Source organism: Bacillus sp. DWP3-1 (assembly GCF_049896565.1).
Lineage (GTDB): Bacteria > Bacillota > Bacilli > Bacillales > Bacillaceae > Bacillus.
Window position 1 is genome coordinate 18,489 of sequence record NZ_JAFCUN010000004.1, and the last position, 19,227, is coordinate 37,715.

The following is a 19,227-nucleotide window of genomic DNA, read 5'->3' on the forward strand; positions in this document are numbered from 1 at the left end:
TTGTCCCTTTCACATGATCGGGAGGAAGAATATTTATGTGTGGAATCGTAGGTTATATTGGTCAGAATGATGCGAAGGAAATCTTATTAAAGGGTTTAGAGAAGCTAGAGTACCGCGGGTATGACTCAGCAGGTATCGCTGTGGCAAACGAAGAAGGCGTGCATGTGTTCAAAGAAAAAGGACGTATCGCTGAGCTTCGTGAAGTTGTTGATGCAAATGTAGCATCTTCAGCTGGAATCGGACATACACGCTGGGCAACACACGGTGTACCAAGCCATCTAAATGCGCATCCGCATCAAAGTGCTTCTGGCCGTTTTACGCTTGTTCATAACGGTGTCATCGAGAACTATGTACAATTGACACGCGAATATTTACAAGACGTCACACTAAAAAGCGACACAGATACAGAGGTTGTTGTTCAAGTCATCGAACAATTTGTGGACAGAGGTCTTGATACAGAGGAAGCTTTCCGTCAAACGCTTCTTCAACTAAAAGGCTCTTACGCAATTGCCCTTTTCGATAACGAAAACAAAGAAACAATCTATGTGGCGAAAAACAAAAGCCCATTATTGGTTGGTTTCGGAGAAGATTTCAACGTTGTAGCTTCTGACGCAATGGCGATGCTTCAAGTAACAAACGAATATGCGGAATTAATGGATAAAGAAATGGTCATTGTCACAAAAGACGAGGTGATCATCAAAAACCTTGACGGTGATATCATGACACGTCCTTCTTATATCGCTGAGCTAGATGCAAGCGACATCGAGAAAGGCACATATCCTCACTACATGTTAAAAGAAACGGATGAGCAGCCGCTTGTCATGCGCAAAATCATCCAAGAATATCAAGACGAAAACGGCAAGCTGTCAGTCGCTGGCGATATCGCAAGCGCAGTAGCAGAAGCAGACCGCATTTACATTGTGGCTTGCGGAACAAGCTACCATGCAGGACTTGTCGGTAAACAATATATTGAAGACTGGGCGAAAGTACCTGTAGAAGTCCATGTAGCAAGTGAATTCTCTTACAACATGCCGCTTCTATCGAAAAAGCCGTTGTTCATCTTCCTTTCTCAATCTGGGGAGACAGCGGACAGCCGTGCTGTACTTGTTCAAGTCAAAGAGCTTGGTCATAAAGCATTAACGATCACAAACGTACCAGGTTCAACGCTTTCTCGTGAAGCGGACTTCACATTGCTTCTTCATGCAGGACCAGAAATTGCAGTGGCTTCAACAAAAGCTTACACAGCACAAATCGCTGTTCTTGCGATCCTTGCATCAGTTGCAGCCGAATTAAATGGTCAATCTCTTGACTTTGATCTTGTGAAAGAGCTTGGGATTGTAGCAAACGCAATGGAAGCCCTTGTCGATCAAAAGGATGAAATGGAACAAATCGCTCGTGACTTCTTCACAGTGACACGTAACGCATTCTTTATCGGAAGAGGACTTGACTACTATGTGTGCCTTGAAGGTTCACTAAAACTAAAGGAGATCTCTTACATCCAAGCAGAAGGATTTGCTGGCGGAGAACTCAAACACGGCACGATTGCTTTAATTGAAGAAGGCACACCGGTCATTGCCCTTGCAACGCAAGAGCACGTGAACCTCAGCATTCGCGGTAACGTCAAAGAAGTCGTTGCACGTGGAGCAAACCCATGTGTCATCTCACTAAAAGGCCTAGAAGACGAAGGCGACCGTTTCGTCCTTCCAGCTGTACACCCAGCACTTGCACCACTTGCATCTGTTGTCCCATTACAGCTCATCGCTTACTACGCAGCCCTTCACCGCGGGTGTGATGTGGATAAACCACGTAACCTTGCGAAGAGTGTGACGGTGGAGTAGGGTTTAAATTAAATCAGACTTTTGATACCCCTTTAGATATAATTATCTAAAGGGGTATTTTTGTGTCTAAAGAGCTTAATAAAATGAAAGATAGATTCGATAAGGTCGTACATTTTCAAGGGAGCGGAATGATTATTAGTGAATATTTAAAAAAGGAAAAATGGGGAAATATTTTTTTCTTAATCGTTTATATCGCATTGTTTATTAGCTCTTATTTGTTGATTAGTGGTCCTGCCACGGTCGAAGGACCGATTTGTGTATTCCTTGGATTTTGTTTCATTCAATTTCTTAAATATAGGACTTTCAAAAAAGATGAAGAGAATAAAAAGAGAAATAATAAAGGTTTATATCATCGTTTATAAGTTGTATGATAGCCATAATTTAACATGGGATATAATGTGCTAAGGACATTAAAAATAGAATGCCAAGTTGGTTTGAAAATAAAGGAATTAGGCATAATGAGAGAGCCGCATCTTTCGCAGGCAATACAGGTTAAATATTTAACAAAGAAAGAGAGAAGAGCGCATGACCAAACATAAAATTTACACAATGAGCTTCGCAAAAGTCTATCCTCTCTATATCGCAAAGGCAGAGAGAAAAGCACGAACGAAGGCTGAAGTCGATACGATTATTTGTTGGTTAACAGGGTACAGTCCGGAAGAGCTGCAGGAACAGGTGGATCAACAGACAGATATTGAAAACTTCTTTGCCGAGGCTCCTGAGCTTCATCCTTCCCGCAGTTTAATCAAAGGAGTCATCTGTGGTGTTCGAGTAGAAGACATTGAGGAAGAAACCATGAAAAACATTCGGTATCTAGATAAGCTGATTGATGAGTTAGCGAAAGGAAAGACGATGGAAAAGATTTTGCGAGGTTCATTATAAGCAATATAAACATGTAAGCCCAGTGAGCGCACCTTCACTGGGCTTTTTTTATATTTATAGACCAATCGATAGATAAAAATAAAATCCATTTGAACGAATCCCCTCTTCATGTCGTCAAAAGAAGTGATATCAAAACAAATTGGTGTATGAAAAAGGAGTGGTGTGGATGGATATGAAAATGATTTTACCTCTTATTTTGCTGCAAGCCATTTTAATGGTGATTGGTTTGTTTGATTTGCTGAAAAGAGATCCATCTAGGGTCAGAGGAGAGGTGAAGTGGATTTGGGCTTTGGTGATTGTGTTTGTGGCGAGTGCCGGTCCTATTGCGTATTTCATTTTTGGTCGTAAACAATCTTAGTAGGGGGGATTTGCTTGAATATGCTGGAGTGTCAAGGGCTGACGAAATCGTATGGTCGGCATGAAATTTTAAAAAACGTTTCGTTTTCTGTTGGGGAAGTTGGTTGTGTCGGTTTTTTAGGAGCCAATGGAGCGGGGAAGACAACGACGATTCGGATTTTGACGGGGCTTGCTCGTCCTACGTCTGGCGTCGTGAAGGTGGCGGGTATGGATGTGACAAAGGACATGGATGACATCAGTCATGTGATTGGATATTGTCCGCAGCAGCCTGCATTTTATCAGGACATGACGGGGCAGGAGTGGATGCATTGGGTTGGCGGGTTATTTCAATTAGAGAAAAAAATCATTCGTTCCAAAACTGAGGAGCTGTTGAAGCTTTGCCGTGTGTATGAGGCGAAGGATCGTGCCATTGGCAGCTATAGCGGAGGGATGAAGCAGAGGCTCGCCATTGCACAGGCGCTCATCAACAGCCCGAAGGTTCTGATCTTGGATGAACCTGTGTCTGCACTTGATCCAATGGGAAGAAAAGACGTCCTGACTTTGATTGAGCGTCTAAAGCATGAGATGCTGATCTTTATGTCGACCCATATTTTAGATGACATTGAACGAGTGGCGGATCATATTATCATGATCAACAGCGGAAAAATTGAGATGTCCTCTTCGATGAAACAGATCAAAGAAGACTATATCCAGCCAGTGATTGAATTTCAATTAGAACAACAGAATACGAAACTAGTGGCTTTGTTAAAAGAACGGGATTGGGTGGAGGAATGCATTGAAACAGGAGACGATTATCAGGTGCGAGTCAATGATCAACAAATGGCATTGAAGGAGCTGCCTCGTCTCATCACTGAAGCTGGCGGTGTTATCCTCCATTATCGACTATCTAAGCTGACGCTAGAAGATATTTTCATGAAGGTTGTGACTGCATGATGATGTTGAAAAAGGAATTTAGGGAGTTATTCACTAGTTATAAAATGTTGTTTGTGCCAATCATTTTTACGATTTTAATGATCACGCAGCCTATTACGCTCAAAATGCTGCCAGATCTTTTGTCGAAATCGGCTAATTTACCTGAAGGGTCTACATTTTATATACCAGAGCCTAGTGCTGGAGAGGCTTTAGCAAGTGCATTGAGTAAATTTGATTCGCTCGGCGTGTTTATCCTGATTATGATCGTGATGGGGACGATTGCTGGAGAGCGTGCCTCTGGGGTGACGGCGATGATTATGGTGAAACCGATCAGTCGAATGAGTTATTATGTCTCGAAAATATGCGCCTATGCTTGTTTGACTTTGTTTAGTTTGGTGGTGGCGGTGCTTGCCTCCGTTTATTATGTGGACATCCAATTTGGGCATCTGGATTGGGTCAATGTGTTAAAAGGAACACTTCTTTATTATCCAAATTTATTGCTGATTGTGGTATCGACCATTTGTGCTTCGGCGTTCTTTACGCGTTCCGTCACAGCCGGCGGTGTATCGCTTGTGATCAACCTTATTCTATTTACCGTTCCTTCATTTTATGAGGATACATTAGGGAAGTTTGCGCCTAAAGGCGTGACAAGTGCGGCCGAGGAGATGATTCATAGAGGGACTTATTCGGATCAGGCGCTTACAAGCTTTCTAGGTGTATCGGTATTGATTGGTTTCTTTTTTCTCATCGGATGGTTTCTTTTTAGAAAACAAGAATTGTAGGTTGATGTACCCTTTGGAGCAGCTCGAATTAGCGTTAGAGAATGTGAAACGGAATGTAGAAGCGGCAGATATGGCCGTGGAAGATATAACGAAACTAGTATTTTATCTCGTGGGAGAGTTCGATGCTGCGAGCAGAAAACGAATCATGGGTCAGTTTTTAGGGGATCATCTGCCTTGACGATGGTTTATGTGGTGGCCCTGGCTTCTCCTGCTTTGAAGGTAGAGGTGGATGCTTGGGCGGGTCAGGAGATGGGTTTGGGTGATGGGGCGGTTTGAGGGAATAACTGTTTAATAGATAAAGGATTAGGATACTGTCGCCTAATCTTTTTTTATTTTGTACATGATATATTTTCTTAATCCGTTGTACATAGAATAGATTACCTCATTCCTATTACCTTGTTATTCTCTATATGGTAATATTAGGGTGAGTGGTTAGTGGGTCTAATGACATTCGCTTTTCATCTTATAACACACCATAGATAAGCATACATCACTCTAATACAAGGGAGAGATTCGATGCCATTCATGGAGGTTCAGAATATAAGCAAACGATACAGTAATGGTGATGGGATAGAGGGCCTGTCATTTTCCATAGAAGCAGGAGAAGTTGTGGCGCTGCTTGGGCCGAATGGCGCCGGGAAGACGACAACGATTCGGTGTTTAACGGGTCTATATAAACCAGATGGAGGGGAAATTCTCATTGAGGGTTTCCCGCCTGGTCATTCCCATGTCCAAAAACAAGTAGCTCTTATTCCTGATCAGCCGTATTTGTATCCAGACTTAACGGCTGCTGAACATGTTCAGTTCCGTGCTCGTGGATATCATAAAGGCTTAAAACAGATCAAGGAAAAGGTATATGGAGCGTTGAAAGAAGTACATATGGAAAAGAAGATGAACGAACTGTGCGGAAGGCTGTCAAGAGGCCAAAAGCAGCGTGTCGTTTTAGCAGGGGCCATTGTTCAAGATGCCTCCCTTTTTATATTAGATGAACCGACTGTTGGGTTAGATATTCCGTCAAAACAGTGGCTGTCGGATTGGCTGAGACAAAAAAGCAGTCAAGGTGGGGCGGTCTTTGTCTCGACTCATAGTCTAGAGTTCGTTCTTGATACGGCCAGCAGGGTGGTATTGATTCGAGACGGTGCCATCATGAAGAATATGGATGTTCCTCAATTAAAGGAAGAACAGATTGAGTGGAGGGCAGAAGTCATTCAACTTCTGGGGGAGTGGTCAAGTGAATAACACACTCTCCCTTTTATGGATGAAATCTCAAAGGCGCTTGATCAGTAAAAATCAAGAAAAGAAAATGCCTTTTGTGATCTTACTTCTTTTCATTGCGGCAATTGGTTTTCAGCTAAGCGCAGTTTCAAGTATGGGTGATTGGAATACGGTTGCAGCTGGATGGATCATTGTCTGCTTGTTTGTTCTCTATACGGGGTTTGGCTTGTTTACAAATCGGCTCCCTAGTCAAATGAACGATATCATTTGGTTATATGGAAATGGCGCTTCTCTATGGACAGTTGTCATCAGTGTATGGTTGTATCACATTTTTTGGCGAGGGGCTCTTCTCATTGTCTCTGCTGTGGCTGCGGATCTTCTTCTGTTTTTTATGACGCAGCAGTACCCGTTTCTGCTTGGAAAATCACTCATCCTGACAGGGCTGTTATGTTTGGTTGAAACTTGGATGATTGCGATGTCTTGTGCTAGAACCATTCGGGTATATAAGCGCCTGCTCATAATCGGTTTTGTATTGATGTTTGGCTTCTTTGCACTGCTTGTTTTGAATCAATTCATGATGAAACAGCCCTTCTTGATGAACATTGCTGATTCTTTGATGTTTCAAGCTGGACGTATGATCGAAGAGTTCTCCATTCTTTCTTTCTGCATCTTTATTGGAGTAATGTTCCTATCTTTCATGATGATGTACAAGGCTAGTCATCGTTTAGAGATGAAGGAGTCTTTAGTCAAGGAGGCAGTATTTTGGGAGGAATTTGAGGGGAAACATATTCAATCAAGTCCAATCGTTCAAAAAAAGGGCAAGACGTGGTGGGGGCTTCCGTCATTAACGGGCAGCTGGGCTTTTCTTTGGATTGAATTATTGCTGCTAAAAAAGTATGCGACCTTCCATTTGTTATCTACCATGCTGTTAATTGGTACTTACTATGTCGTCCTTACTTATTTTTCAGATTGGCTGAATCTATTCTTAATCGTCATCGCTGCATCCGTTCTTTTTAGTTCATATTATGCGGGGATTGTAAGACACGCACAAACAGGAGTGCTCTATCTTTTTCCAGGCGCTTTATATCAAAAAATCATTATGTTAGAAGTGTTTCAAACCTTTTGGCTGTATGCGTTCTACTTGATTTCACTTTATTTGGTTGAGATTCAGGATGTATTGTATTGGACCTTATTTGGTGGAGGAGTTTATATATGGTTTTTGGCCATACGGCTCTTTGCCTTTATGCAGCCTCTGAGACGAGAAAAGAGTTTTGCTTTGGCCGCCTATTATCGATCATTGCTATTTGCGTCTGTGATCAGTGCTATGGTCATTATTAGCATTCATCTAATCACTGATGGCTTGTTGACAACAATTGTATCCCTAGTGGCTGGAGCTGGATTTTATGTGCTTTTGCTTTGTTATCGATGCCGTGCGGTTCATTAAAAAGAGGAGTTGATTGTCAATGAAACCAGAAAATAAGCTGTCTCAATCAGTTCAACAATTGGCAAATACAAATGAAGTAACGATCGTTCAAGCAATAGGGGAATTGAGAAAGTTCGGAAAAGATGCAGTGCCCGTCCTTGTTGAGGCTTTAAAAGAAAAAGGATCTCTACGGAACATTGCAGCAGCTGTACTTGGTGAATTTGGAGCAGATGCGGGGGACGCAGCTGAGCCGCTAGCCCAGCTATTAGAAAGTGACGAAGAGGATACAAGAATGGCCGCTGCCATGTCACTCATGAGGATTGGACAGCCCAGCTTGCCATTCCTTCTGGCACTGGCTAAACGTTATGAGGGACCTACTTGTTTCTGGGCATCATGGTGTATCTCTTGGATTGATCCATCAAAAATTGAAAAAAACATGTACGAGTGCTTAAAACAAGAACAAGAAAATCCAACAGGCAGCGTCACTCCTTTTGCTGCAGAGGAAGCATTAGGGAAAATTATCGCTTTTCAGCTAAAGGAAAAGGAGGATGAATAGTGGAAAAGCAAAAACTCAATTGGCCTGAGCACCTTCCGTGGATTCATCCTTCAGATCAAAGGAAAAGTTAGAAAAACATTCAATTGGTTAGTAAGTGTAAGGGAGGAGAGAGTGTTGTTTCTATCAAACAAAGAATTAAAAAGAAACGCGGTTTTTTTCGCAGGGATTGGAGCGGTTTTGTTGATTTTAATGATATTGAAATGGTTTCCGATTCCTGCAGACTGGGAGCTGACGTTGATTTTTTTCGGATTGGCGATTTTGTTTTATTTGAAACGTGTGATGCGGAAAGAAGAAAATCATCATTCATAATTCATCAGTAAAAAACCTAGAATGTATATTCTGGGTTTTTTTATTAAATTTACCTTAAAACGCATGTTTTTACATGGGTGTAGAGACCAATTTTTTGAAAGTGTGGTAGGATAAATATGCTTTTATATTTTCCGAAGGAGCTGTCGTGTTGAAGGGATCTAGGGTTGAGTTCATTGATAGTTTGCGTGGTTTTAGTTTATTAGGTATTTTGATCGTGAATATGCTTAATTTTCAATATGATTATGATTTTGAGAAGATGTTTGATTCGAGTTTTTGGGGGCAGGAATTTGGCGTTTATGTAACGGAAATTTTGTTCCAGGGGTCGTTTTATCCGATTTTCTCCTTTTTGTTTGGGTATTCTTTTATCAAGCTGATTGAATCAACGAAAGCCAAGGGACTAAATACGAATGCCATTGTCGTTCGCCGGGGCTTTGGTCTGATTGTGCTTGGGATGCTGCATTACATCTTTATTTGGAATGGTGACATTCTTCTTTATTATGGAGCTTGTACGTTTTTCTTGATAATGTTTTTGAGCAGCCGAATCAAAACAATGCTTATTTGGTCGGGTGTGTTAGGGGCGTTGTCTTTAGTCGTTGTGCCATATATGATGAACTTTGTTTATGGGAATGATGATTTTTTAACCGATGTGTATGCGAAGGGTGCATATGGAGATATTTTGCTCAGCCGGATTACGGTTGAAGACGATATGTTGATTGTGACCATTATTCTGGCGATCGTGACCATTACGCTTATGCCGATACTAGGGTTTCTTTTCGGTACGATGATGGTGGGTCCGTTCGCATTGCTTGGCATGGTGATTGGTAAACGAGGACATCTGACAGAAGAAGATCGAGGAATGGCCTATCGCAAAGGCTGGGTCTGGGTCATTGTCGTCGGGCTTGCGCTAAAATGTGCGACGTTCATTGATGCGTCTTGGAGTGAATTCGTGATGACGCTTGGTGCTTATGTGCTGGCGATCGGGTATATTCAAGCCTTTATTATTTTCTACTATTCGAAGGCAGCCCAAGGTCTCAAACGTCTGCTTGCAGGGCTTGGCCGTTTGTCCCTATCAAACTATTTGGCGCAGTCGATCATTTGTACAACGATTTTCTATTCTTATGGACTTGGTCTATTTGGACAGATGGGGTCAATGTTTGGACTGCTGCTCGCTGTCGGACTGTACACAGCACAGCTGTTCATCAGCTATCTCTATTTGAAAAAATGGAGAAGAGGTCCGGTGGAGTGGATGATGGGAAAATGGGTGTATTGGAGATGAATTTTGTTGGGGAAGGCCGCATAGCTGAAGAGCTGTGCGGTTTTTTTTAGTTGAGTTGCAATCAAAAAATGGTTGATTATTCTTTCAGTGTGTATATAATGTATATATAGTGTATATACAATATTTCGTTCCAAACACCAGTACAGTAAAAAGAGGTTTTTATATGCAGATTACGATTTCAAACCACTCTAAGGAGCCCATTTATGAGCAAATTACGAATCAAATCAAATCGATGATTTTAACGGGGGAGCTGGCGGAAGGCTCGGCACTGCCGTCTATTCGAAAGCTGGCGAAGGATTTGCAAATTAGCGTCATCACAACAAAGCGAGCATATGAAGAGTTAGAGAAGGCAGGATTTATTTATTCGATTGTAGGCAAGGGATCATTTGTTGCGGAACAAAACCTAGAGGTCATGAGAGAGAAAAAATTGAAGGTGATTGAGGATCAGCTTGGAGCGGTTGTCACAAACGGCAAGGAATTAGGCTTATCTTTTGATGAATTGCAGCAGTTATTAAAGTTCTTGTATAAGGAGTGAGATGAGTGGAGCATGTGATTGAATTCAAAGGAGTATCAAAACGATTCAAGGACTTTTCAGTTAAGAGTCTCGATTTACAGGTCAAGAAAGGCTTTGTTACAGGGTTTATTGGGGAAAATGGAGCCGGTAAGTCGACTACCATTAAAATGATCATGAACTTGTTAAAACCAGATTCGGGAGAGGTTAAGATCTTCGGACTAGATTATCGCACCCATGAAAAAGAAATTAAGGAACGAATCGGTTTTGTTTACGATGCTAACGTTTTTTTCCCAGGATTGAATTTAAAAGACATCAAACGAATTGTGGCACCTGCCTATAAACGCTGGGATGACCAGCTTTTTTATCAATATATTGAACAGTTTGGTCTGCCGTTGCATAAAGCGATCAAAACATTTTCAAAAGGGATGCAGATGAAGGCGTCACTTGCGATTGCGCTATCACATCATGCAGAGCTGATTATTATGGATGAGCCAACAGCCGGTTTAGACCCAGTTTTTAGAAGAGAGCTGTTAGGAACGTTACAAGAGTTAATGATTGATGAGAACCGGACCATATTTTTCTCAACACATATGACAACTGATTTAGACCGGATCGCGGATTATATTGCGTTTATACAAAATGGACAATTGGTCTTTCAACAGTCGATTCATGAGGTAGCGGAGAATTATGCGCTTGTGAAAGGAAGCCTGGATTTGTTGGATCGAGACACAGAAAAGGCTTTTATCCATATTCAGCGTACAGCATCAGGATTTGAAGCATTAACAGATCAGATCGAAGAAGTAAATCATATCTTTGGAGACGCTGTTTTGATCGAACCGGCATCGCTTGAGGATATCATGTTTTATTTGAAAGGCGGGATGTCGCATGTTTCATTTAATGAAGCGTGATGTGATTTTGCAAAAGAAGCAGCTAATTATTTTTATTCCGTTTATCTTATTTTTTATTTTCATGGATGCGCATCCGGCATTGATTTTTCTAGTCGCTAGTTTCTTCATACCTTTTAACACATATGCGTACGATGAGAAGGCAGAAACGAATATTCTATTAAACTCTTTGCCTTATACACGTAAAGAAATTATCGCATCACGTTATCTTGGTGCCGTTTTCTATATGATTATCGCAATCGGGCTGACAAGTGCTGCTTTATTTGTTTTTGGGAAGCTGTTTTCGCTGACGGATATTGCGATTGGCAGCGGGCTGTTTTTATTGTTTGCGGCGTGTACGTTTCCATTGTTTTATATCTTGAAGCCTGGCTATATCACAACGGCAGTGATTATTGGCTTTATCCTTTTATCTGGTATAGGACCGCCATTTGTTGCCTATTTAGCGGAGCAATTCAGTGGGATCACAGATTTTATCATGAAATTATCGATACCTATTTTATATACTGGGTCAGCTGTGCTGATTATGCTTATGTACCTGCTGTCTTGGGGGTTTTCTACTGCTATTTATCAGAGGAAAGTGTTCTAGGAAAAATAGCTGAATCTATTCAAAGTAGATCATGACCGCAATTATGATCAAGTAGAGGTGAGCGAGATGATGTATAGTCTGTCATGCAAGAGGCGATTTTCTATTTTGAGTCGCATTTGATGGATGAGCTGTATTAAGGCAGGTGCCTGAAATAGTGGGATATTCTCATTTTCATTTCAATATGCGATTGTTTTAGATATCCCTTCTCACAGTGAATCCATTCATTTTGGTGTCTTGCTCAGCGGCAAGGGAACGGTATGGGCAGATGGGTTTCGATTTGAGGAAGTGAATGAGAAGACACCTACAACCAATATGGTGGAGGATTCTGTATTGCCAGATGTTCCAGTGAATTTACAGTTTGAGCTTGAGGAGACCGTGTGAGCGGTCTTTTTTATTTTATATAAAGAACCTATATTGACAGTTTATCATGAAGTAGATTAAAATACATACCAACGGTCGGTATGTAAAAGGAGGCGTTTCATTTGGCCAGAAATAAATATCCAGAAAAGACAATCCAGCAAATTTTAGATGTGTCGACGAAGCTGTTTCAGGAAAAAGGATTTGAAAAGACGAGTTTGCAGGATATCATCCATGAATTGAACATGTCTAAGGGTGCTATTTATCATCATTTCAAATCGAAGGAAGAAATATTACGTGCCGTGATGGATCGGCAATTTCGTCATGCGACAGAGAAGCTTGAAGATCTGATTGAGCATACAGAGGCAGTTCATGCAAAAGAGAAGCTGCAGCTTATTTTAGAGAAGCTTGTGGCAGATCCACGGTCTCACTCAATTGATGGAATCTTAGTTGATCAGATCAAAAACCCGCAGTTTGTGGTGGAAGGGATGAAGGCAGGAGTAAATCAGGATGCGCTTAAAATTAAAAGGCTCATTCTAGAAGGAATTGATGATGGTTCGATGAAGACTGCTTTTCCTGGTGAAGTGGCAGAAGTGTTTATGCTTCTCGTGAATATATGGCTGAATCCAACACTATTTGCCCGTGATGAGCAGGAAACTAGTCAGCGTTTGCTGTTTTTACAACAGATGATGAAAGGGCTTGGAGTGGATGTAGTGAGTGATCTATTTATTCAAAAGGTCACAGCGCATTATGCTGGAATTGGTGGATATGATCAGCCTGGAACCTAAATGGTCAGATAAGAGACAAAAAGAAAAATTCATTTCATAGGAGGATGCCTTATGCTTCACTTCATAAAACTTGAGCTAAGAAAAAGCCATATGAAACATTATATTCAATCTAGTATGATTGCAAGCATTGTACTGCTGGTGTTTATTTATTTTGTCGCGTTTGTTGCACAGGTTGAACAGGAAATAGGTTTTCAGCAATATCCGAATATCTATTTGTTGACCAGTATAGTATGGATGATTTTTTTTTCGATCGTCACAGCCTTGATGTATTGTCGAGTGATGGTGACTGCATTGAAAGAGCATGAACCTCATTCATCAAGTCTGAAAGCATCACTCCTTTCGAGAATGGTCTGGATGCTGTGCTTTTCTACGATTGCAATGCTGTGTAGCATCATTCCCTCATTTGTTGTGTTTAGTGTCACTGAAACGTTCTTCCCCCTTGTTCAGGATGCGCTGACAGCTGATGTGATGTTCACTGTGATCAAAACGTACCTAGTGTTTACTTGTTGTATCAACGGTATTGGCATGATTGCGATGAGAGTGGGGGTAATGAAGAAATCTACCTCCATGACCATTCTGACTGCGATTGTTCTATGTGCTGTTTTAGGAAACCTATTAATTGCTTTTTATGGAAATGATCAAATGAATTTCATTCTGTCAGGAGTCATGATCGCAGCCGTTCTCATTGTGATCTTGGAATTATGGGGCAGTATCATCCGGCTTCAAGAGAGATGAGCCGCGTTGAAAAAAGGAGGGAGACATTGTGGAGCATACGGTTCGAATTGAAGAATCGGTCGTAGAATTATCGCTGGATTGGCTATTGGGAGAGGTGCGTATTCATCATCATGATCATCCTTATCTATTCATTCGTCAAACGACCAATCAAGCTTTTCCCCAACGTTATTTGCTGCATCATCAGGTAAGAGATGGACGGCTGGTCATTCAAGATAGACGAAAAAAAATACTCAGCTTAGGGCTTCACCTTTATAAAACCGATGTAGCTATTTATCTTCCTAAACAACAATTACAGTCCATATCTCTTCGTTGTAAAGGAACAAATCTTCAGGCAGAGAGGCTGAAGGTGGAAAATGTCTCTTGTCATTTAACTTCTGGAAAGACGATGCTATCAGGTGAAATCAAGCATCTCCATTTAGAGACAGTAGGTGGACTTATTTCTAGTCGGCAGCTGGTCGCGCAGAGATTATTACTGCACGCCACATCGTCAAAAGTTGAGTTGACGGGTGCTTTTTCGGACGTTGATCTGCATGTAATAGGTAGAAGGATACAGATTCATTCTACAAACATGCTAAATTCACTTAAGTCTACTTCAACTGGAGCATATGTCAAAGTGGCGATACCGGAAAATGATGGGTTTACTTGTTATGTAAAGAAAAGATCCGGTGCTTTTCGGAATGACTTTTCTTGTCATCGAGAGAAGGGCAAAATGGTGCATAAAAATGGACTACGATCCTTTGAGATTGATATAAGAGGCGGTCAGTTTCTAATAAGTCATAAGCATTGAAGTGACTTTCACTCGTTGATTCAATATATCAATATAAAACAATTTGAATCTCTTTTATCGTCGGAATATTTTGATAATAGTGTTTTCCTCAAAAAAACAATTGTTTTTTAAGGGTAGATTTATTATGATAATATACATCGAAAGATTGATGTTTCTCAATCAGAATGAACATTCTGATTTTTATTTTTTATGTTGTTTGTTGATGAGGGGGAAGAAAAGTGGCTCAAAAGGAATTAAAGAGAGGGTTAAGTGCCCGCCATATTCAAATGATCGCACTCGGTGGCACGATTGGTGTTGGCTTATTTATGGGGTCAGCTAAGGCCATTCAATGGACAGGTCCATCGGTTCTTCTCGCGTACGCAGTATGTGGTATCTTTATTTTTTTTATTATGCGTGCGATGGGAGAAATGTTATACGTTGAACCGAGTACAGGTTCATTTGCTACATTTGGTCATCAATATATTCATCCGCTTGCGGGGTATATGACAGCTTGGAGTAACTGGTTCCAGTGGGTCATTGTCGGGATGTCGGAAATTATTGCAGTAGGCGCTTATATGAAATATTGGTTCCCAGACCTGCCAGCGTGGATTCCAGGTTTAATCGCGATGATTATTTTGGGAGCGGCCAACTTGATTTCGGTTAAATCGTTCGGTGAGTTCGAATTTTGGTTTGCAATGATCAAGATTGTGACGATTATTTTGATGATCATTGCAGGTCTAGGCATTATTTTCTTTGGATTTGGAAATGGCGGGACGCCTATTGGCTTGTCTAATCTGTGGGCGCACGGCGGGTTCTTTACAGGTGGATTTACCGGATTCTTGTTTGCGTTGTCGCTCGTCATTGCTGCCTATCAGGGGGTAGAGCTGATTGGGATTACAGCAGGTGAAGCACAAAATCCAGAAAAGACGCTGACCAATGCCATCAAAAGTATCATCTGGCGTATTTTGATTTTCTATATCGGTGCGATCTTTGTCATTGTGACAGTGTATCCTTGGGATCAGCTGAATACCCTTGGCAGTCCATTTGTGGCGACGTTTGCGAAAATTGGGATTACAGCAGCTGCTGGTATTATTAACTTTGTCGTCATTACAGCAGCGATGTCAGGCTGTAATAGTGGGATTTTCAGTGCGGGACGTATGCTTTATACATTAGGTGTGAATGGACAGGCGCCTGCTTTCTTCACCAAAATTTCGAAGAATGGCGTGCCGTATTTTGGGACATTTGCTGTGCTGATTGGCTTAGCGATAGGAGTTGTCCTCAATTATGTTGCGCCACCAAACATTTTCGTCTATGTGTATAGTGCGAGTGTACTTCCTGGTATGGTGCCTTGGTTTGTGATTTTGATTAGTCATATCGGCTTTAGAAAGGCGAAGGGATCTGCGCTTGATCAACATCCATTCAAGATGCCGCTAGCGCCGTTTTCTAATTATCTTACAATCGGTTTCTTACTGATGGTGCTTGTATTTATGCTCATTAATCAGGATACGCGTATTTCTCTAATCGTGGCCATTGGGTTCTTGATTGTAGTAGCGCTTAGCTTCTATGTCTTTGGGATCGGGAAACGGAAACCGATCGAAACAGCTTCTTCTGATCAAACGGTAAAATAATCAAAGGCCTTGCGGGATGAACCGCAAGGCTTTTTTTGTTTAGAGTGAAGCTTTCACACGGTTAAAGACATCTGGAAAGTTGGTGAAAAGACCGGTGACGCCGTATTGCAGTAAACGGGTCATGTCTGCTTCGTTGTTTACCGTATATGGGTGGAGGAGGAGTCCGTGGCTTCTGACCTGCTGTACGTTTTCAGGTGTCAATGCTCTAAAGTTTGGCCCGACACCCACTGCATAAGTTTTGATGAAGTCGAGCTGATCGTCTGTGATGGACGTCATTTGGGTTCTGTCTAATAGCTGTACTTTTGGAAGGCGTGGAGCTAGTTTCTGTAGTTTTAGCAGGCTGTCTTGACTAAAGGATTGGATGATGACCTGCCCTTTTCTCGTATGTTTTCCGAGAAGATGATGTTTCTTTAAGGCGTCCAATAGTTTCTCTTCCATTTGCGGATAAAGGTCCGGTTTTTTTGTTTCAATATAATAATTCTCTCGTTTGCCGAAATAGCGCAGCACCTCATCTAATGTGAGTACTCGCTGTCCGATATAGTTGGCATTTTGTCTGTCGGGATTGACTTCGTTAAACCATGTACCGGCATCAAGCTGTTTGATTTCGGCAAGTGTGAGGTCTTTGACCCAGCCCGTTCCGTTTGTGGTCCGGTCAACGGTTTCATCGTGCATGACGATGAGGTGTCCATCCTTTGTCATTTGAAGGTCGAGTTCGAGGTAATCCACATTCATCTTTGTGGCGAGTTTGTAGGAAGCCAGGGTATGCTCTGGTGCATACCCTGATGCTCCGCGGTGTGCAACGGTTAAAATACGATCTGGAGATAAAAGATGTTCATGTGCCGATATGGTGGTCGGCACCCACGCAAAAGACAGTAAAGCAAAAGAGAGCAACACGAAAGCAAGTAATCTACTTTTCTTCATATTTTATCCTCCTTTTACGGTAACTGCCTTCATCATAAGAAATAGATGTAAAGGGCATGTTGGGTGGATATGAATCTTTTATGTGATTTTCATTAAGCTTGCTCTACGCGCTTCCCTGTATTCCAAGTCATCGCCAGGAAGACAATCGCAAGCACACAAGAACCAACCAGTAAAATGAAGCCTCCTGTCCAGTCATAGTGATCTACGACGACGCCCATCATCGCATTGGCAAAGGCAGAGCCGCCAATATAGCCAAAGAAGCCAGTGAGTCCGGCCGCAGTGCCAGCCGCTTTTTTAGGAGCAAGGTCAATGGCTTGAAGTCCAATGAGCATGACAGGTCCGTAAATCAAAAAGCCGATGCTGATAAGGGCGATGTTATCGACCATTGGATTGCCAGCAGGGTTTAACCAGTAAACGAGCACCGCAATTAATACCCCAACCATAAAGAGGACGCCCGCTGGTGCACGGCGGCTTCTAAAGAATCGGTCGCTGATCCAGCCGCACAACAATGTCCCCGGAATGCCTGCATATTCATAAAGAAAATAAGACCAGCGTGAATGCTCTGGTGAAAAGCCCTTTGCTTCTGTTAAGTAGGTCGGCGCCCAGTCCACGACACCGTAACGGACGAAGTACACAAAGACATTGGCAATGGCGATATACCAAAGGAATTTATTGTTGAGTACATACTTAAATAAAATCTCTTTCACTGTTAATTCTTTTTCTTGATCTTCATACTGCTGTGCCGGATAGTCATTGCGATATTCCTCGATTGGCGGAAGGCCAGCGGATTGCGGGGTATCCCGGACGAGTAGAATGATCACGATGGAGACGATAATGGCAATGATGGCAGGGAAGAAAAAGATACTTTTCCATGTCGCAAACAGCACGATCCCTAAGGTGATGAGCGGTGCAAGAATTCCCCCGCCGATATTGTGAGCAACGTTCCAAATGGACATTTTCGTTCCACGTTCACTAACCGAAAACCAATGCGCCATCGTGCGTCCGCATGGCGGCCACCCCATGCCTTGGAACCAGCCGTTTAAAAACATGAATAAGAACATGATCCATACACTTGACGTCACCCATGGAAATGAGACAAATAGGATATTGATAAGGGCTGATAGAAAGAGTCCGGTGGCTAAAAAGTATCTTGGGTTACAGCGGTCTGAGATCATCCCCATGATGAATTTACTAAAGCCATAAGCGATAGAGACAGCTGCGAGTACAAAGCCTAATTCACTTTTCGTGAACCCTTCTTCCTGTAGATAAGGAATGGCAAAAGCGAAATTTTTGCGCAGCAAATAGTAGCCCGCATACCCGATAAAGATGCCTAAAAAGACTTGCAGCCGCAGCCGCTTATAGGTCTCATCTGTTTTGGCATCATCGAGCCTGTCGATATGCGGAGCGGGTTTAAACCATTTGAACATAAAGATCCTCCTCTTGTCGTTATCCGATTGACTGAAGCAAAAGTACGAGATCGGCGTTTGATCTTGTACTTTTTAAGAGACAAAAGAATTGATAGCGCTTTCTTTTGTACTCCCATCATATCGGATGGAAGAGACGTTTATGATGAGGCTTTTGTCATAATTTTGGAAAAACAGTTCATCAAGTAACGAAAAAAATCCGCACAATGGCGGATTTTTCTTAGCTGTTACAGAGATACATTAATTTTCGCAGATTTCTTTAGTTTTTCAATTTCTTTTTGTACTTCTTTCTGCTTTTCTTGAGATTCTAGCTGTTTTTTAATTTGTGATTTAACCTCTTTGTATTCAGGTGCTTTTTGCTTTTGTTTTTTCATTTCATCTGCGTATTGATCATAGTACGCTTTGACATCCTTTTCAGAGACGGACGCTGATTTGATTTCTTTGTCGACATACTGGCTGTATTTGATGCTGTCGGCAATGTCACTTTTCAGCTGATCCATTGTGAGTCCGCTTTTCTTAAGAGCTTCTTCAAATTGAGCGTTGTCTTTGAATTGTTTCTTTTCTTCTTTTAGCTGTTTATCTACCTGCTTGTCAGAGGCTTTGATGCCCTTCTTCTCAGCATCTTGCAGGATGAGCTCTTGACCTACGAGCGCATCAATGGTTTGTTTCTTGACTGCTTTTGCGCCTTCTTTAGATGTTGGGTCTTGCCCTGATTGTTGAAGCTGGCCTTGAATGGTCGATAAAGCACTATTATATTCATTACCTGTGATTTTGTCTTGGTTGACGGTCGCAACGACCTTTTGATCATCGATTTTTTGTGCGTCTAATTTCTTTTGCATCTCTTCCATTTGCTTTTGCTGTTCTTTTTGGTCAGCCTGTGTTGTTTCCTTGTTTTTGGCTGAATCGTTTTGCTTATCTTGTTTCGCATCGTTTGACGAGCAAGCTGCAAGTCCCACTGATAACAGACAAGCGATGAGTGTATATGATATCTTTTTCATCATTTTCTCTCCCTTCGGTATGAGAACGTCTAGTGCGCATTCTAACCGTTTTTTA

21 protein-coding genes and 2 pseudogenes are annotated in these 19,227 nt (G+C 41.8%); 20 read left to right on the forward strand and 3 right to left on the reverse strand.

What is annotated here, in order from left to right; translation table 11 throughout:
- Nucleotides 1-35 precede the first annotated feature (35 nt).
- The 20 genes and pseudogenes from glmS to ACP7A0_RS10170 all read left to right on the forward strand — a co-directional run bounded on the left by glmS (nucleotide 36) and on the right by ACP7A0_RS10170 (nucleotide 15,829).
- Entirely contained in the window at nucleotides 36-1,838 is a 1,803-nt protein-coding gene (gene glmS / locus ACP7A0_RS10075) for a glutamine--fructose-6-phosphate transaminase (isomerizing) (RefSeq protein ID WP_060595399.1), read from the forward strand.
- Nucleotides 1,839-1,900: 62 nt separating this feature from the next.
- Entirely contained in the window at nucleotides 1,901-2,200 is a 300-nt protein-coding gene (locus ACP7A0_RS10080) for a hypothetical protein (protein ID WP_426004996.1), read from the forward strand.
- Nucleotides 2,201-2,363: 163 nt separating this feature from the next.
- The gene (locus ACP7A0_RS10085) at nucleotides 2,364-2,720 is read left to right on the forward strand and encodes a DUF2200 domain-containing protein (protein ID WP_426004997.1); all 357 of its coding nucleotides are present in this window, start codon (nucleotides 2,364-2,366) and stop codon (nucleotides 2,718-2,720) included.
- A 166-nt stretch (nucleotides 2,721-2,886) separates the two neighbouring features.
- Nucleotides 2,887-3,078 carry a PLD nuclease N-terminal domain-containing protein gene (locus ACP7A0_RS10090; RefSeq protein ID WP_426004999.1) on the forward strand — a complete coding sequence of 64 codons (192 nt, stop codon included), beginning with the start codon at nucleotides 2,887-2,889 and terminating at the stop codon, nucleotides 3,076-3,078.
- Nucleotides 3,079-3,092: 14 nt separating this feature from the next.
- Nucleotides 3,093-4,010 carry an ABC transporter ATP-binding protein gene (locus ACP7A0_RS10095; protein WP_060595404.1) on the forward strand — a complete coding sequence of 306 codons (918 nt, stop codon included), beginning with the start codon at nucleotides 3,093-3,095 and terminating at the stop codon, nucleotides 4,008-4,010.
- Entirely contained in the window at nucleotides 4,007-4,771 is a 765-nt protein-coding gene (locus ACP7A0_RS10100; protein WP_426005001.1) for an ABC transporter permease, read from the forward strand. The genes ACP7A0_RS10095 and ACP7A0_RS10100 overlap by 4 nt, the downstream gene beginning before the upstream one ends.
- 10 nt (nucleotides 4,772-4,781) lie before the next feature.
- A pseudogene (locus ACP7A0_RS10105) lies at nucleotides 4,782-5,047 on the forward strand (RidA family protein); the annotation flags it as partial.
- A 240-nt stretch (nucleotides 5,048-5,287) separates the two neighbouring features.
- Nucleotides 5,288-6,010 (forward strand): ABC transporter ATP-binding protein, encoded by a 723-nt coding sequence (locus ACP7A0_RS10110; protein ID WP_106048554.1) that lies wholly within the window; start codon nucleotides 5,288-5,290, stop codon nucleotides 6,008-6,010.
- On the forward strand, nucleotides 6,003-7,430 hold the full coding sequence (gene skfF, locus ACP7A0_RS10115; protein ID WP_426005003.1) for a sporulation killing factor system integral membrane protein: 1,428 nt from the start codon (nucleotides 6,003-6,005) through the stop codon (nucleotides 7,428-7,430). Before ACP7A0_RS10110 ends, skfF begins: the two co-directional genes overlap by 8 nt.
- Nucleotides 7,431-7,449: 19 nt before the next feature.
- Nucleotides 7,450-7,965: a HEAT repeat domain-containing protein gene (locus ACP7A0_RS10120; RefSeq protein WP_034664409.1), complete on the forward strand. Its 516-nt coding sequence runs from the start codon at nucleotides 7,450-7,452 to the stop codon at nucleotides 7,963-7,965.
- Nucleotides 7,966-8,076: 111 nt separating this feature from the next.
- Nucleotides 8,077-8,274: a hypothetical protein gene (locus ACP7A0_RS10125; RefSeq protein ID WP_223254153.1), complete on the forward strand. Its 198-nt coding sequence runs from the start codon at nucleotides 8,077-8,079 to the stop codon at nucleotides 8,272-8,274.
- A gap of 148 nt (nucleotides 8,275-8,422) precedes the next feature.
- The gene (locus ACP7A0_RS10130) at nucleotides 8,423-9,550 is read left to right on the forward strand and encodes a DUF418 domain-containing protein (RefSeq protein ID WP_426005006.1); all 1,128 of its coding nucleotides are present in this window, start codon (nucleotides 8,423-8,425) and stop codon (nucleotides 9,548-9,550) included.
- A 163-nt stretch (nucleotides 9,551-9,713) separates the two neighbouring features.
- Nucleotides 9,714-10,085, forward strand: a complete 372-nt coding sequence (locus ACP7A0_RS10135) for a GntR family transcriptional regulator (protein ID WP_034664402.1) — start codon at nucleotides 9,714-9,716, stop codon at nucleotides 10,083-10,085.
- 5 nt (nucleotides 10,086-10,090) lie between these two features.
- The gene (locus ACP7A0_RS10140) at nucleotides 10,091-10,972 is read left to right on the forward strand and encodes an ABC transporter ATP-binding protein (protein WP_106048557.1); all 882 of its coding nucleotides are present in this window, start codon (nucleotides 10,091-10,093) and stop codon (nucleotides 10,970-10,972) included.
- On the forward strand, nucleotides 10,950-11,555 hold the full coding sequence (locus ACP7A0_RS10145) for an ABC-2 transporter permease (protein WP_426005009.1): 606 nt from the start codon (nucleotides 10,950-10,952) through the stop codon (nucleotides 11,553-11,555). The genes ACP7A0_RS10140 and ACP7A0_RS10145 overlap by 23 nt, the downstream gene beginning before the upstream one ends.
- A 177-nt stretch (nucleotides 11,556-11,732) precedes the next feature.
- Nucleotides 11,733-11,936, forward strand: a pseudogene (locus tag ACP7A0_RS10150) (AraC family transcriptional regulator); the annotation flags it as partial.
- A gap of 131 nt (nucleotides 11,937-12,067) precedes the next feature.
- Nucleotides 12,068-12,700, forward strand: coding sequence for a TetR/AcrR family transcriptional regulator (locus ACP7A0_RS10155; protein ID WP_081311488.1), 633 nt, complete (start codon nucleotides 12,068-12,070; stop codon nucleotides 12,698-12,700).
- 51 nt (nucleotides 12,701-12,751) lie between these two features.
- Nucleotides 12,752-13,435 (forward strand): bacitracin ABC transporter permease, encoded by a 684-nt coding sequence (locus tag ACP7A0_RS10160; RefSeq protein ID WP_426005011.1) that lies wholly within the window; start codon nucleotides 12,752-12,754, stop codon nucleotides 13,433-13,435.
- Between the two features lie 28 nt (nucleotides 13,436-13,463).
- Nucleotides 13,464-14,222 (forward strand): DUF4097 family beta strand repeat-containing protein, encoded by a 759-nt coding sequence (locus ACP7A0_RS10165; RefSeq protein ID WP_426005013.1) that lies wholly within the window; start codon nucleotides 13,464-13,466, stop codon nucleotides 14,220-14,222.
- A 218-nt stretch (nucleotides 14,223-14,440) separates the two neighbouring features.
- A complete protein-coding gene (locus ACP7A0_RS10170; RefSeq protein WP_212041010.1) occupies nucleotides 14,441-15,829 on the forward strand; it encodes an amino acid permease in 1,389 nt (462 codons plus the stop codon).
- A 39-nt stretch (nucleotides 15,830-15,868) separates the two neighbouring features.
- On the opposite strand, the gene ACP7A0_RS10175 is transcribed toward ACP7A0_RS10170, so the two are convergent.
- The 3 genes from ACP7A0_RS10175 to ACP7A0_RS10185 form a co-directional block, all read right to left on the reverse strand.
- The gene (locus ACP7A0_RS10175; protein ID WP_066031403.1) at nucleotides 15,869-16,750 is read right to left on the reverse strand and encodes a glycerophosphodiester phosphodiesterase; all 882 of its coding nucleotides are present in this window, start codon (nucleotides 16,748-16,750) and stop codon (nucleotides 15,869-15,871) included.
- Between the two features lie 92 nt (nucleotides 16,751-16,842).
- Nucleotides 16,843-18,177 (reverse strand): glycerol-3-phosphate transporter, encoded by a 1,335-nt coding sequence (gene glpT, locus ACP7A0_RS10180; protein WP_426005015.1) that lies wholly within the window; start codon nucleotides 18,175-18,177, stop codon nucleotides 16,843-16,845.
- 224 nt (nucleotides 18,178-18,401) lie between these two features.
- On the reverse strand, nucleotides 18,402-19,172 hold the full coding sequence (locus tag ACP7A0_RS10185; RefSeq protein WP_426005017.1) for a SurA N-terminal domain-containing protein: 771 nt from the start codon (nucleotides 19,170-19,172) through the stop codon (nucleotides 18,402-18,404).
- Nucleotides 19,173-19,227 lie beyond the last annotated feature (55 nt).

Coding starts and splice junctions, on each gene's coding strand:
- ACP7A0_RS10120 (WP_034664409.1), top strand. CDS start 7,450: ATGAAACCAGAAAATAAGCTGTCTCAATCAGTTCAACAATTGGCAAAT.
- ACP7A0_RS10100 (WP_426005001.1), top strand. CDS start 4,007: ATGATGATGTTGAAAAAGGAATTTAGGGAGTTATTCACTAGTTATAAA.
- ACP7A0_RS10110 (WP_106048554.1), top strand. CDS start 5,288: ATGCCATTCATGGAGGTTCAGAATATAAGCAAACGATACAGTAATGGT.
- ACP7A0_RS10135 (WP_034664402.1), top strand. CDS start 9,714: ATGCAGATTACGATTTCAAACCACTCTAAGGAGCCCATTTATGAGCAA.
- glpT (WP_426005015.1), bottom strand. CDS start 18,177: ATGTTCAAATGGTTTAAACCCGCTCCGCATATCGACAGGCTCGATGAT.
- ACP7A0_RS10145 (WP_426005009.1), top strand. CDS start 10,950: ATGTTTCATTTAATGAAGCGTGATGTGATTTTGCAAAAGAAGCAGCTA.
- ACP7A0_RS10090 (WP_426004999.1), top strand. CDS start 2,887: ATGGATATGAAAATGATTTTACCTCTTATTTTGCTGCAAGCCATTTTA.
- glmS (WP_060595399.1), top strand. CDS start 36: ATGTGTGGAATCGTAGGTTATATTGGTCAGAATGATGCGAAGGAAATC.
- ACP7A0_RS10160 (WP_426005011.1), top strand. CDS start 12,752: ATGCTTCACTTCATAAAACTTGAGCTAAGAAAAAGCCATATGAAACAT.
- ACP7A0_RS10085 (WP_426004997.1), top strand. CDS start 2,364: ATGACCAAACATAAAATTTACACAATGAGCTTCGCAAAAGTCTATCCT.
- ACP7A0_RS10175 (WP_066031403.1), bottom strand. CDS start 16,750: ATGAAGAAAAGTAGATTACTTGCTTTCGTGTTGCTCTCTTTTGCTTTA.
- ACP7A0_RS10185 (WP_426005017.1), bottom strand. CDS start 19,172: ATGAAAAAGATATCATATACACTCATCGCTTGTCTGTTATCAGTGGGA.